Annotated in this window: 4 protein-coding genes and 1 pseudogene; all 5 read left to right on the top strand. The window is 45.5% G+C overall.

The features are described from left to right. The first annotated feature begins 30 nt into the window (after nucleotides 1-30). The 5 genes and pseudogenes from traG (at nucleotide 31) to mobF (ending at nucleotide 15245) form a co-directional block, all read left to right on the top strand. A pseudogene (traG, locus tag EO763_RS22875) lies at nucleotides 31-3629 on the top strand (conjugal transfer mating-pair stabilization protein TraG). An 8-nt stretch (nucleotides 3630-3637) separates the two neighbouring features. After that, the gene (locus tag EO763_RS22870) at nucleotides 3638-4297 is read left to right on the top strand and encodes a hypothetical protein (RefSeq protein WP_161530502.1); all 660 of its coding nucleotides are present in this window, start codon (nucleotides 3638-3640) and stop codon (nucleotides 4295-4297) included. 363 nt (nucleotides 4298-4660) lie between these two features. Continuing rightward, nucleotides 4661-6544 carry a YadA-like family protein gene (locus EO763_RS22865; RefSeq protein WP_244322108.1) on the top strand — a complete coding sequence of 628 codons (1884 nt, stop codon included), beginning with the start codon at nucleotides 4661-4663 and terminating at the stop codon, nucleotides 6542-6544. Nucleotides 6545-7140: 596 nt separating this feature from the next. Continuing rightward, complete coding sequence (traD, locus tag EO763_RS22860; RefSeq protein ID WP_161530501.1) at nucleotides 7141-9636, top strand: type IV conjugative transfer system coupling protein TraD; 2496 nt, start codon at nucleotides 7141-7143, stop codon at nucleotides 9634-9636. Continuing rightward, nucleotides 9633-15245, top strand: a complete 5613-nt coding sequence (gene mobF / locus EO763_RS22855) for a MobF family relaxase (RefSeq protein WP_161530500.1) — start codon at nucleotides 9633-9635, stop codon at nucleotides 15243-15245. Before traD ends, mobF begins: the two co-directional genes overlap by 4 nt. Nucleotides 15246-15258: the final 13 nt, after the last annotated feature.

Here is a 15258-nt window from a genome sequence, read left to right as displayed (position 1 = left end):
TTGAAAACATTAACGGTAGGGAGAAATATAATGCTTGAAGTGTACACTATCTACGGGGGGACATGTGGCGCCAAGCGTTTAATGCTGTTGTTACGATACTTGGTACCAGTACTTGGGCAACATTGCTACGCATGGTTGGCACATTCTCTGTTCTTGCCGTTTTGATTACATTTGTTAAAAGCCGCAACCCACTCGTATTTATTCATTGGTTGGCAATTTTTATGCTAGTAACGTCGGTACTTTTAGTACCTAAACGTTCAGTTCAAATAATTGATATAACAGATAGAGCTGCGGTGTATAAGGTTGACAACGTTCCTGTTGGATTGGCTGGCATATCCTCATTGACATCGAGCGTTGGATTTCATCTTGCAGAGTTATATGACTATATAATATCTAGACCTGACTCAGTAACGTATACCAAGAGCGGTATGTTGTTCGGTTCTCAGATTGTAGCAGAGACAAGCGACTTCAGGACTCAGAATCCAGAGTTAGCTCAAATGTTACCTGATTATGTAGAAAACTGTGTAATTGGCGATATTTTACTTAACCATAAATATACAGTTAATCAGCTACTGAATTCTTCAGATCCTCTCACGCTAATAACGGATAATCCGAGTCCGTTGAGAGGAATTTACAAAACATCAACTTCTACTCGTCAATTTATTACCTGTATGGAGGCAGCGACTGAAATTCGCCAACTGGCAAATACTGACAGTCAGGTAGGAGGCAAAACCTTTCAATGGTTATCAGGTAAGATTTTCGGTAATAGAATTGACGCAACGTCGCTTCTGATGCAGTCCATGGGGGAGAGCTACGGGTATTTTTATTCGGGGGGGCTTAGTGCGTCTCAGATTATGAAAAATAACATCACCAATGGGGCAATCAGGCAAGGTATAAAAGGATTTGCAGCTCGTTCCTCTGATACTGCGAACTTGGTTAACTTGGCTACAGAGAGCTCGGCAACTAAGCAACGACTCAGTTGGGCTGCTGGGAATGCATTGGCCACACGAACGCTGCCTTTTATGCAATCATTATTAATGCTGATATTGGTATGTGTTTTCCCGTTAGTTATCGCCCTAGCTGCTGCGAATCACACATTATTCGGCCTCAATACGCTTAAGCTTTACGTCGGAGGTTTTCTGTACTTCCAGATGTGGCCGATCATGTTTGCCATCTTGAATTTCGCATCAACTTTTTGGCTGCAAACCAAAACCGGTAGCACGCCGCTTGTTCTGGCAAATATGGACCAGGTGGCTCTACAACACTCTGATGTCGCGAATCTCGCAGGGTACTTGGCTCTATCTATACCCGTCTTATCGTTTTACCTGACTAAAGGTGCATCCACTATAGGATCACAAGTCGCAGGGAATGTGTTTAGCTCGATGGCGTTTAGCTCAGCTGGGCAGTCATCTACAACCGCTGATGGGAACTGGTCATTTAATAACATGTCCATGGACAACCTTAATCAAAACAAAATGGACACCAATCTTGTACAGCGGCAAGGGCAACAGACATTCCAGGCTGACAATGGTTCTACCCGGACGGTTACTGCCGGTGGCATGAATGTTATTGACAGCTCCGGTGCGATTTCAAACCTGCCCGTGAGTATGAAGTTGAGTCAATTGGCCAGCAGTGGCTTTCAGGAACAAGCAAGGATTTCAGATGCCAAGGCAACTTCGGCTCTCGATGGTTATAACGATAGTGTGACCAGCAGTTGGTCTCAACTTTCCCAGCTATCTAAGCAGCTCGGTAGTAGCGATAGCGTGAGTCAGACTAGTGATAATAGCCAAGCGGTTAATGCGAGTCGAGGTTCTAGCATGATGATGTCAGCTGCAGAGAGCTATGCTAAGGCAAATAACGTGACTACTCAGCAGGCTTACAACGAACTAATGGATATTAGTAACCAGGGAAGTGCTGCAACTGGTGTCAGGGGTGTAGTTGGCGGCGGATTTAATTTAGGTGTTGTCAAAGCTACTGGTGAGGTGTATGGAAATGGAGAGCTACGCCATAGCACAGGTAGCTCAAGAGGAACTCAAGACTCTGATTCCAGTTCGACTGATTCACGTCATGATAAAAATAGTCAATCTATCAATGACTTTAGGCAAGGATTGGACATGGTTACGAGTAGTCGCGTTAGTGATTCTTCCAACCATACGAAAAATGCTGCTACGAGTGACGTCGATCAGTTGGCCGCAACACTTAATGACGCGCAGAGCAAATATCATCAATATACGGAAAGCTCAACGCACAGCAGTGAATATAGCCGATTGGCTACATTGGCTCAGAATCAAAGCGCCTCCCTTGATACGAACTACAATCAGGAATTTGTTAATTGGGCTGCAGACAAATATGGAGATAAAGCTCAGCAAATTCTTACCAGTGCACCTAGTGCCAGAGAAGCAGCAATGGAGTTTGTTGAAGAACGTATTAAGCCTGAAATAATGGGCGGGTATGGGCAAGCAAAAGAAAGTCTGAATGGTAGTAATTCATATAATTCATTCGCGGCGAGTGGTGGTAATAATATTAATTCTACATATGGAAGCGCTGATAATTCACAAGGAAAGCACTTGCCACAGGATTCCAATGGTGCGGTGAAGGGCGCTGAATATGCGAATACCAATAATTTTACTGCACACGGAAATGGTGCTAATCACCTAGCTGCAAGCGCTATTCCAGCGGAACAGACCTCTTCTCCTACTCACGGGAGTGGTTCTACGATCGTATCAGGTGGTGTTGTGGCAGGCACCGTGCGTGCCGCAGGCGCTGGAAGTGAAGAACAGATCTCTAAACATGGCAGTAATTCTGTTAACCAGGGAAGCGGGGCTGGCCACCGAACTGAAAGCGCTATTGCAGCTGAGCAGAGCTCTTCTCTTACTCACGGGAGTGGTTCTACGATCGTATCAGGTGGTGTTGTGGCAGGCACCGTGCGTGCCGCAGGCGCTGGAAGTGAAGAAAAAATCCGTGAGCATGGTAGTAATTCTGTTAACCAGGGAAGCGGGGGAGGGCAGCGGACTGAAAGCGCTATTACAGCTGAACAAACCTCTTCTCTTACTCATGGGAGTAGTTCTACGATCGTATCGGGTGGTGTTGTAGAGGGCACTGGGCGTGCTGCGGGTGCTGGAAGTGAAGAACAGATCCGTGCTCATGGCAGTAATTCTGTTAAACAGGGAAGCGGGGCTGGCCACCGAACTGAAAGCACTGTTGCTGCTGAACAAACATCTTCTGTTGCTCATGGTGGGCGTTCAGAAACTGCACCTACGGGTAATGGTGGTATGTTTGTAGAGAAAAAACCAACTCAAGACTTACATGACAGCTTCAATAGTAGGGTTGCCAATTTAAGAGCGAATACTGAAAACGAACTAAATGCTAAAGCCATAAAAGAGCAAGTGGCTGAAGATAGGTCTTCAATGGAAAAGGGGTTTGAAAATTCGTCAGCTCAAATCACAAAAAAAGAAAATAATATTCGAAAAAATGGTGATATCATGAAAGATGAAATGAATGTAGCTAAACAAAATTTCGAAATTGGGCGAACCGAAGCTGACATAGATCAAACAACGCCTGTGATCGATGGTAGTAAGAAAGATGAGTTGCAACAAAAATTACAAGAATTGAGGAAAAAAACACAATAGGAATCATTATGAGCAAACTACTTTCAACGAGATTACTATATATACCTATTTTTTGTATCTATGGTTTAGCCCCAATTTTTCATGACGTTTTAGTTGGTGCCCCAAGGTATGCATTATCTGATTGGATGGCTTTGATAGGTATATACGTTGTAGGGGTGTTTGCTGTTTCGCCATTCATTTATTTTATCCTTAAAAAAGAATTGAAGTGCGTCAGGTTCGTCTCTTCGGTTACAGTAAGATTGGCGTTTGTTGTAATCGTGCAAGCTTTTGCCGTTGCGTATTTTTGGAAAGACAGCGTTGCGTTTTATGTTTCGCTTCCTGTTGTCATGAATGTATCGTTTATGATTATGGCAATCAGACGCTCTGACATTAGTTCTGGACATTATTCATCCTTCCTGAGTGTTGCGGTTCCATTTGGGGATTCTAGAATTTCGTTTAATGATATATCTAAAACGGAGTTCTCTGAAGGATACTCAGGCCGTTCAATTGGAACTTCAGTTCCTGAAATTAATTCATTTCAGTCTGGAAAAGTTGGGTTTGATAACTCCAGTATATTAGAGGTTAATCCGTCATCTGGACTACCTATGATTGGTGGTTTGTCAGGGCTTGATGTGAATGGAAATTCCTGGGGGAATGGGTCTAATTCCTCTATGAACAATAGCCAGTAATTAATTTACTCTATTTTTATATAACCTAAACGGGAGATATTTCTCCCGTTTTCATTCTTATTAGGTAATTGGCTAAACAGGTTTGTATTCACGTGAAACCATGCGTTACAAGTGGCAGTGGTGGTTAATAATCATGGAATAAATATTATCTCTATATTTTACTGATTGTGTCGCTTTGTAATTTTTAAGAATAATTTATCCCTGTTAAGTTTTGATTCTGCTTATGACCTGAGTATGGATTTTTACTCTCCCCTGAACTAATGAAATATGATAATTAGTTTACTGGCAATATATCATGTTTTAGTTCTTGCTATTCCCATTTCTGAATAATTAATGTCATTTTTTTTAAATTAAGGATTTGAATTGAATATTTATAAAAGAAAGTGGTTGTCTTATATCATAGCCATCATGTTACCAATGTCCTCCTTTGCTAGTAATTTAACTGGGACAGGAAATAATGACCGCACAGAGGGTTATGCTAATGTTTATGGTAATGGTAATAACTCTCAAGCTCTACCCGAGGGGTTTAATTTTAATAAAACAAATAATGTAGTTGGTAACAATAATGATACGCGTAGTGGAAACTATGTAGGCAATAACAACAAAATGGGTGCGTCTTATAATACCAACATCTTAGGTGATGGTAACAAGGCTGTGGGGGCTATAAGTAATTCGATTGCAGTTGGAAATAATAATAGTCTAGGTGAAAATAGTATCATTATCGGTAATAGCTCCACTGCTAATGGTACTGGTAGTGTTTCAATAGGGAACAACTCTAGTGCGACCCATGCTCGAAGTGTCGCAATAGGGGTTAATTCTGTTACTGATAGATCAGACTCAGTCTCAGTAGGAGATCGTCAGATAACATTCGTGAGTGCCGGTGAGCAAGATACTGACGCTGTAAACGTGAAACAAATGAAAGATGCAGCTGAAGCTGTTAAAGCTGAAGCCAAAACCTACACCGACACGACAGTGGCCACGGCCAAATCTGAGGCGATCGACTCTGCCAAGAGCTATACTGACGCCTCAGCGGCCACAGCTATGAGCTATGCCGACAGCACAACCGCTGCGGCCAAGTCTGAGGCGATCGGCTCTGCCAAAAGCTATACCGACGCCGCAGCGGCTACAGCGAAGAGCTATGCCGACAGCACAACCGCTACGGCCAAGTCTGAGGCGATCGGCTCTGCCAAAAGCTATACCGACGCCGCAGCGGCTACAGCGAAGAGCTATGCCGACAGCACAACCGCTACGGCCAAGTCTGAGGCGATCGGCTCTGCCAAGAGCTATACCGACGCCGCAGCGGCTACAGCGAAGAGCTATGCCGACAGCACAACCGCTACGGCCAAGTCTGAGGCGATCGGCTCTGCCAAGAGCTATACCGACGCCGCAGCGGCTACAGCGAAGAGCTATGCCGACAGCACAACCGCTACGGCCAAGTCTGAGGCGATCGGCTCTGCCAAAAGCTATACCGACGCCGCAGCGGCTACAGCGAAGAGCTATGCCGACAGCACAACCGCTACGGCCAAGTCTGAGGCGATCGGCTCTGCCAGAAGCTATACCGATACCGCAGCAGCCGCAGCGAAGACCTACGCTGACACGACAACGTCTACGGCCAAGTCTGAGGCGATCGGCTCTGCCAGGAGCTATACCGATACCGCAGCAGCCGCAGCGAAGACCTACACTGACACGGCAACGTCTACGGCCAAGTCGGAGGCCATCAACTCTGCCAAGAGCTATACCGACGCCGCAGCGGCCACAGCGAAGAGCTATGCCGACAACACAACCGCTACGGCAAAGTCTGAGGCGATCGGCTCTGCCAAAAACTATGCAGATGCATCCGCCGCCAGTACGCTGAATTCAGCCAATGAATATGCTGAAGCTGCAGCAGCAGGCGCACAGGCATCGGCTAACGGCTATACTGATTGGACTTTTAGCCAAGTTAAATCAGGTAATAATAAAAAATTCAGTGAAATTGATAATAGATTCAATTCCATGAATGAGAAAATAGACAAAAACAATACACGGTTAAACGCAGCTATTGCAGGAGTTACAGCGATATCCTCGATTCCTTATGTTGCTGAAAATACCTTTTCATATGGTGTTGGGGTTGGTAATTATCAGAATGGGAATGCAATAGCAGCCGGTGTCCAATATAAGACTTCACTTAATACTAACGTGAGAGTGAATTTTTCTTGGGATTCTTCACGTAACACTGCGATGGGCGTTGGACTTGCAGGAGGTTGGTAAGAAAATATTACCAATATAAACTAAAGTAATGTTTTTCTTGCTGAGTTATAGCTTTTCCTATCTTAAATAATCTAGTTATAAACACTTTCTTTTTCTAATTAATAATATTTCTATCGTCTTCACTATGAACTGGGGGAGATGAATGTAATTATTTAAGGGTAATAATGAAAACTTCACTATATCAATTCTGTTTTATTCCTGCGTACGTCATTTCGTGGTCATTAATTTTGATGGAATACATAGGTAAAAAGGTTATCCAGTGGCAGCTAAGTGAGTCATTATTGTTTTCATATTTAGAAGCGATGAAAGTGGCTGAGTTAGTTCAGTGGGGTACTGTAATCAATTCTGTATTTTTTTTAATGGTCTTCGTTTTTCTAGGGTTGGTTGCAACTTTACTTTCTTTAATTATTTCCAATTCAATAAAACATCTAATGCGGAGCCTATTCTTAGCGATAAATAAAAAACTATTTAATAGGGCCTAATGAATTAAAATTCTTCATTTACATTATTAAATCGTAAATTCTCATTTTTTATTTCAATAAGCATCACTGTGCTAGCGTTTTTTAGCATTGTGATGTCGTCTGGATATCAATTATATGAGCTTCATAGGAAAGGACCTGACTCAGGGCGGTCAGATGACCGCTTACCGCTGGCGTATGTTCATTCAAGTAAATAACTGGATTGGATACTGGATATTAATACTATTTCTTGCTCTGGGGAGTGCTATATTTTTGTGGAGCATACCGCAAGAAGTATTAGACAACGGAACGTGGTACTGGTACGCGGAGCTAAACCATAGCTTTTCTGACCTCGTCCCTGTTGGAAAGGGCAAGGTATATGATATCCACTATTACTACGCCAAAACAAACACAAACTTAATACTTAAAATGACACTTCAGCAAATGGTGTCGGATCCTTACATGCAGGCGATGGGGGATGAATCACTCGCCTATTTAAAATTAGCAGCGTTGGCGAGTGGCACTTTTAGTCTGTTCGTTTTTATAGCAGTAGGTTGGTATGTCGCACGTGTTGGTCGTAAAGAAAGTGAAGACGAATATATATCCGGTATGAAACTTACTGATAGCCCTGCGGTAGTGAATAAAATGCTTCGTCAAAATCGTGAGCTATCTGATCTCCGTGTTGGTGACCTCCATATGGTACGGCATGCGGAGATCATGAATTTCCTTATTCATGGAACAATCGGGGTTGGTAAATCAACGATAATTCGCTGGCTGCTAGATTACATACGCCAACGTGGTGACCGCGCTATTATCTATGATTCAGGCTGTACCTTTACAGAAACGCATTACAACCCTCGCACTGACTTTATTCTTAATTCTCATGACGACCGCTGCCCCAATTGGGATTTTTGGGGAGAGTGCGTTGATGTTGTGGATTACGAAAATATGGCAGCAAGTCTTATTCCGGTTGAAGGCGATTCTGACCCATTTTGGGTATCCAGTTCCCGTACTATTTTGGCTGATCTGGCTATTCGTATGTCAAAAGATCCAGATCGGAGCATTGAGAAATTCCTCATGACTTTATTGTCGTTGAGCATGAAGAGTTTGAGGGAATATCTGGTAAATACGCCGTCAGCAAATCTGGTTGAAGAAAAAATTGAGAAGACGGCGATATCAATTCGCTCCGTCGTTACCAACTATGCGAAAGCATTGCGTTATCTGCAAGGCTTGGATGATGGCAAAAGACCATCATTCACTATTCGTAATTGGATGACGGATGAGAATTATGACAACAGCTGGCTATTTATCTCTACTCAGGCCCGTCACAGAAAGAGTGTTCGCCCATTAATTTCACTCTGGATGTCGCAAGCCACGCTCCTCTTACAGAGCATGGGGGAGAATTACGATCGCCGCGTATGGTTCATCATGGACGAAACGCCCAGCCTGCAACGTATCCCTGAATTCAATGAAACTCTGTCTGAGGCAAGAAAATTTGGGGGCTGCTTTGTACTAGGGATCCAGAACATGGCCCAACTGACTCACGTATACGGGCCGCAGTTAGCGAAGAGCATGCTCGATTTGTTGAACACGCGCATGTACGGCCGTTCGCCGAGTGCAGAGATGGCTTTGCAGGTAGAGGAAGAGCTGGGTAAACAACGTCGGAAGGAAGCGAAAGAACAGAACAGTTTCGGTTTAGACCAGGTACGTGATGGTATTTCGATCGGTAAGGACAAAGTAAGTCAACCTATTGTCGACTACGACGAAATCATGAAGCTGTCAAACCTGAAGTTTTATGTTCGCCTGCCAGGTGATTATCCGGTTGTAAGGATTGGCCTGAAGTACCGAAAAATCAAAAAAAGACACCCTGGGCTGATTGAGCGGAACATTCGTGATGCCCTAAGTCCAGAGCTGGAGAAGGTCATTAGTGATAATGAAAGAAGCACTGCGTTAGCAGGGCTGAGCTTTCCGACTGGTGATGAAGTTATGGAGTCTTCCGGCCAAGCAACGCCTCCGATCTCAGAGCCAGAACAAAAGCATGTTAACCCTCCCAAAGCGCTGCACCAAGAGCCTGGTACAAGCCAAGAAGGAACCCATCAATTACCTAAAAATGAGCCAGCATCTAGCCCAGTGCTAACTCCTACAAGGAAAGGCAATCCAAAAATTAAACCACAGCCAGTAAGTGACGCCGTAACGATTAAACAAGCCGTACATTCTACACAATCTGCGATCCCTTCTTCGATACCGGCTCCTGAGACAGGTACATCGGCCGAGTTACCTAAAACACAGACAAACGTCAGCGTCGGAAAAGCTCTTGAATTGTTGAGGAAGCGGCAACAGACAACGGCTGCTGTGGCGGCTGCTGATACGGAAGAAGGTACTCAGAATGGCGGCGAAAGCATGTCTCTGGATATGAAGGTTACCCAGCTTCCTGATGGAAAAGTGCAGCTACAAACGGCGTCTGGAGTTCAAGGAAACATCGCTAAACAGGACGTTGAGCGCCCAGAGACTCAGGCTAATTACAAAATGGTGAAGGAAGAGGAAAACATCCTCCGGCATCGGCATCCGGATGATCCGGGTTTCAATGAACAAGATTACCAAAACGTAGAAATTGATGAGGAGTATAGCCGATGATGTCAGTTGCACCTATTGCCTCTGCAGGAGGCGCTGCGGGGTATTATAGCAACTCGGATAACTACTACTTTCTTGGAAATCTGCAAAGTCTCTGGCTTGGGGAAGGTGCTAAAGAACTGGGTTTGGAAGGGGCGGTTAAAGGTGATGCATTAACCAGCGTTCTCGAGGGGCGTTTACCAGATGGATCGCGGCTTGGGAAGGAAATAAACGGAAATCATGTCCATCGCCCTGGGCACGACCTAACTTTCTCCGCGCCAAAAAGTGTTTCTATTCTGGTATTGATCGGCGGAGATAAGAAGCTCCTGGAAGCTCATAATCAGGCTGTAAAAGTAGCTGCAAGTTATGTAGAGAAGCTGGTATCAGCCCGTGAAACAAAGGACGGTGTAACGTCGATTATACCAACAGAAAAGATGGTAGCTGCTGCGTTTACTCATGATACTTCCAGGAACCTAGACCCACAACTTCACACCCACCTCCTTGTAGCCAATATGACCGAGCTGGGTGGAAAATGGAAAGCGCTGGCCACAGACTACATCCATGATGCGGGATTTATAGAAACCGTCATGAAGATGCAGGTGACACTCGGCAAGATCTACAGGAGTGCTCTGCGTGAACAGGTCGAGGCGCTAGGCCATGAAGTTGAAGTCGTTGGTAAGCATGGTATGTGGGAGATTAAAGGTGTTCCAGAGGAAATTCGGGACGAGTATTCCTCTCGAGGAAAAGAGATCGAGGGGGCTGTTGGTGCTGACGCGACACTAAGAAGCCGGGACGTTGCAGCAAAAGATACGAGGCAGGCTAAGGTTGATCCATCTCGTTTTAGGCTTATGGAACGCTGGCTCAAGCAGATGAAAGAGAAGGGGTTTGATCTTAAGGCATATCAAGACAGCGTCAAGCCAGTGGAACCTGAACAACCTCAACCAGATATTCCAGCGGCGTCAACACCTGATAAGGCTACTGACAGCATTCCCCGAGAAACCCCACCCAGTCCCTCTCAAGAGCAGCCGCAGTCGGAAAAAACGGAAGTTACTAAACCAGAAATAGTGTATTCCACACAAGATAAGCCGTTGGACGCTACTTTGCCTAACCAAAGTGAAGTTAAGCCAGGCAGTCATGACCAAAATAAAACAACGCTTACAATATCAGAGGTAGTAGAGAAGGAAGCCGCGCCGGCTGAACGTGAGAACTTAAATATCAGTTTGCCTGCTGCTTCCAATTTAAAGCAGGTGAGCCAAAAATCCACACCATCTAACCCAACCCCACCTACAGTAGTCCGGCAGGAGTTCTCTGAAGCAGTCAGGATGGCAATCTCACAGTTAAGCGACAGTAAAACACGATTTACCTGGGGTGAGCTGATGTTAACTGTTACTGAGTTTAGCGACTCGCTGCCTAAAATTACTGAGCTTAAGGGGGCTATTGATGATGCCTTGAAAGAGGGGCTGATTATTCCTTTGGACAGCGAAAAGGGGGTGTTTACGTCGCGTATTCACTTGCTGGATGAGCTGTCGATCCAGGCATTAAGTAAAGATTTGCTCAGAGACGGTAAGGTGGTGAGTTTCACTGCGCGTGAAACACAAACTCCAGTGCAACTGAAAGTCGTTGAAACAGACTCTATCGTCTTGATGAGTGCGCCATCTGGTGTGGCGGCTATCCGTGATTTGGCAGATCAAATAACTGAAGTGTCCCGCTCGAATGGCCGTGATGTTCGTGTACTGGCTAGCTCAGCAGAGCGCGCTATCTCCCTCGGTCGTTCAGCTGAGTTAAAAGATCGCCTTATTAGTCGCCAACATATCCTGAGTGGGGATTTCAGTCTGAAGCCACAGAGCACGCTTGTTATCGAAGGTGCTGAAAAATTGGGGCTGAAGGAGACTCTGGTGCTGATTGGTGAAGCCAGAGAAAAGGATGCGCAGTTAGTTTTTCTTGATAGCGCATCACGGCAGGCTAACGGTAATGCTATGTCGGTTCTTGAATCTGCCGGCGTCACTCGCAGCAAGCTGACTCAACCAGATTCCGGCCTAGAGACGTCTGTGATTAGTATTGCTGATAAGCGGGATCGGTACGAAGCGCTGGCGAATAGGTATGCAGAGCTCAGTGCCGGTGATAAGCCAGTAACCGCAGTTGCTGTTGGCCAGCGAGAACAGAGGCACCTTACTGGCCTAATCAGGGATGCACTTCAGAACGCAGGGCAGTTGGAACGGGATGGCATAAAAATAGAGTCTCGGGTACCAGTATATCTTGATAGTAAAACGAGGCGGCAATTTAGCTCTTATCGGGCGGGTCAGGTATTAGAAGATCGGAGCGACGCGAAACAGACTCGCCATTATGTGATTGATAGGGTTCATGAGGAAACAAAGGTACTGACGCTTATTGATAGCGACGGTGTGCTGACGCGACAAAAGATTAGTGAACTTAGCGCTGACTGGCGTTTATACAACAGCGAAATTATTGGAGTGAATTCAGGGGAGCAATTGCTGGCCGTCGCTGCCGATAAGAAGGCCGGTCTTAAAGCAAAAGACCGTATGATAGTTACTGGTGTCTCTGATAAGGGCATCGAGGTCCAGAGCAAAGGTAAGACGTTCACCCTTCCTGCAGATAAACCACTGTACATAACCCATGGATACGTTGCTTCCCCAGGAAGTCGTGATAATGAATCGGGGGTTGTTCTGGCTACGTTGAACTCACGCGACATTAATACACGGATGATAAACTCACTCTCGCAGTCTGGCGAGCGGGCGGAGATTTTCACGGCAGAAACCTTAGATAAAGTGGAATCTCGGTTGCAGAGAATGAATAACCAGAGCTCTCCTATCTCATTGGTTCAGAAATTGAGTGGGAAGGAAGAACTGAGTGATGCCGTTCAGACACTGCAATCCGGTGTATTGACTGAAGTGAAACTGGCAGTGACGAGGGCAATAGCAGAACAACGTGAAGTAACGTTCAGTGAGCTAAAGCTGCTGGATTCTGCGAGCGAGTTCTACAACAAACCGAGCCTTATCAGTGCAGAGATAGCCGATCAGATCAAGAACGGTGACTTAATGTCAGTGGCTGTAAAAGGTGAAACGCGGCTGATCGCTCGTTCAACCTGGGAAATGGAAAAATCTATAATCCGGGTGGTCGATGAGGGGAAAAACTCCCAGCAACCCCTGCTAGAAACGGTAGATACATCATTACTTGATGGATTAACGGCAGGGCAAAAGCAAAGTGCTCTACTGATACTAGGCTCGCGGGATCAGTTCGTCGGTATCCAGGGGTATGCTGGCGTAGGTAAAACGACACAATTGAAGGCAGTGCAAACTGCTATAGGTACTTTATCTGAAGATGCTCGTCCAATATTACAAGGGCTTGCCCCAACGCATCAGGCAGTAAAGGAGATGAGTGATACTGGGCTCCCCTCTCAGACGGTAAAATCATTTTTAGTCGACCACGATCAACAGGTTTCATTAGGGGTAAAGCCGGACTATCGGGACAAAGTATTCCTTATTGATGAATCTTCAATGGTTGGCCTTCAGGATACGGCTGCTGCGTATGTAGCGATTCGTGATGGCGGTGGGAGAGCTGTTTCAATGGGGGACGTCGATCAATTTGAGTCTGTAGATTCAGGCGCACCGTTCAAATTAGTTCAAGAACGTAGCCCGATGGATGTGGCAATAATGAAAGAAATTGTTCGCCAACGGGATGTGCAGTTAAAAAATGCGGTCACTGATATTATTGATAATCGAATCGATGCAGCCTTGCAGAGAATATCGACCGTTAGCCCTAATAAAGTCCCTCGAATGTCTGGTGCTGCTCAGCCTGCTTCTTCTTTGATTGAAACAAAAGAACCTGTAAAAGCCGTTGTCGATGATTGGCTAAACAGGACTGATGAAGCACGGGCTAAGACGCTGATTATCACTCAACTGAACGACGATCGGAAATCAGTAAACCGTATGATCCATGATGAATTGGTTGATAGGGGGGAGCTTGGAAAGAAAGCGGTCGTTCTGCCTGTATTGGAAAAAATTAAGCACACGCGGCATGAGTTTAACAAAACCAAGGCATGGGAAGCAGGCATGGTCGTTAAACAACGCGATCGATATCAAAGCGTTATAGCTGTTGATACCCATGGTTCAATGATTAGTTTGCGTGATGAAAATGGCCGTCTTGCAATGTATTCGCCTAGAGAGCTTCTGGTCGGGGATGTTGAACTGTTTAAGCGTGAACATTTGGAGGTTCGGGCGGGTGACCAAATCAGATTTACTGCATCAGATCACGATAATGGCCAGAAAGGGAATGAGAAATTTAAGGTTGTATCAGTAAAAGATAATGGGGATTTGTTGCTGGAGGGAAAGAATGGCCAGAAAATTATCAATCCAAACGAAGCGTTATCAGAGCAGCATATCGACTACGCGTGGGCTGTTACTGGTTATGGCGCCCAGGGCGCAAGCAGCGACTATGTTATCTCGCTTGAAGGTACAGAAGGTGGACGAAGAAACCTGGCAACTCGCAGAGCCTTTTATATTTCAGTCTCTCGAGCAAAAGAGCATGTTCAGATTTACACCGATGGGTTGAAGAAGTGGATTTCAAGCGTTAAAGCACCCGAGACTGAGGTGAAAACTGCCCATGATGCCCTTAAACCTGAAACTCAGCGCCAGCAAGCTAAAGCGATATGGGCTATGGGACAACCCTTATCCCGAACGGCCATAGGGCGAGCTTGGATTCGCCATCAGGGGATGGGGGGGCATCATATGACGTCCCGGATTATACCGGCGACACGGCGGCATCCAGAACCAGCGATGGCACTACCACTTTATGATGGGAACGGTAAAAGTGCTGGTTTGGCTTTGGTCTCTATTATCTCTAACTCAGTTGGCCAACTGACACAGGGCGACATAAGGATGGTTGCTACGGAAGGAGCTCAGGGGGCTATTTTACAACGTAGCCTCTCTGGTAAAACTGTTGTCACACAGGACATCTCCAGTGCATTAGAGGCTATCAGAAACAACCCTAATGACGGTGTCGTATGGCAAACAGGCAAGGAACAGGTTACTGACCATTTATTGAAAGTTACTCGGGGTAATTATGAAGCTGGGGATATGATAAAAGCTCAGCACATTCTTGAAGAAGAACAGCATGTTAGATTGCCTCAAAATGTAACAGAAAGTCCTTTCCAAGATTATAGTTCTGCAACAGAACGCACGTTGGAGGATATGCAGAAACTTGACATGGCTGAGCGTCTGGAAGCGGCTAAACAGTTAGGTGTTAGTGAAAGACAACAGGCATCAGTCGAACGTATTGTGCTCCCTCCGGAGGATGAAAAATCTGTGTATCTACCTGAGCTGTCAGTCGAAGATCTGCAAAAAAATGCAGACTCAGTTGAGCTTGCAGCGAGGAAATTGGTTGGCAATTCCATGATCGACGACGCTGAACGAAAGATTGCTGCACAGTTCGCCGATAAAAACCAACCAGAACAGCCTAATCAAAATCCTGAATTGCTTCATGCTGCGCGCATAGCTTCCGAGATTGCTGAACAAGCTACCACGGAGCTGCGCTACAAAGAGCCGGAGCAGGCCAAGGAAAGAATAGTCACATTGGATGAACCTGGCCATCATCGCCACATCCAGAAAGAAAAATAACCGACGAGTGAGG

The organism is Pectobacterium odoriferum, from assembly GCF_009931295.1.
Classification (GTDB): domain Bacteria; phylum Pseudomonadota; class Gammaproteobacteria; order Enterobacterales; family Enterobacteriaceae; genus Pectobacterium; species Pectobacterium odoriferum.
The sequence above is the reverse complement of the archived record's forward strand: the minus strand, read 5'-3'. Positions and strand labels throughout refer to the sequence as shown.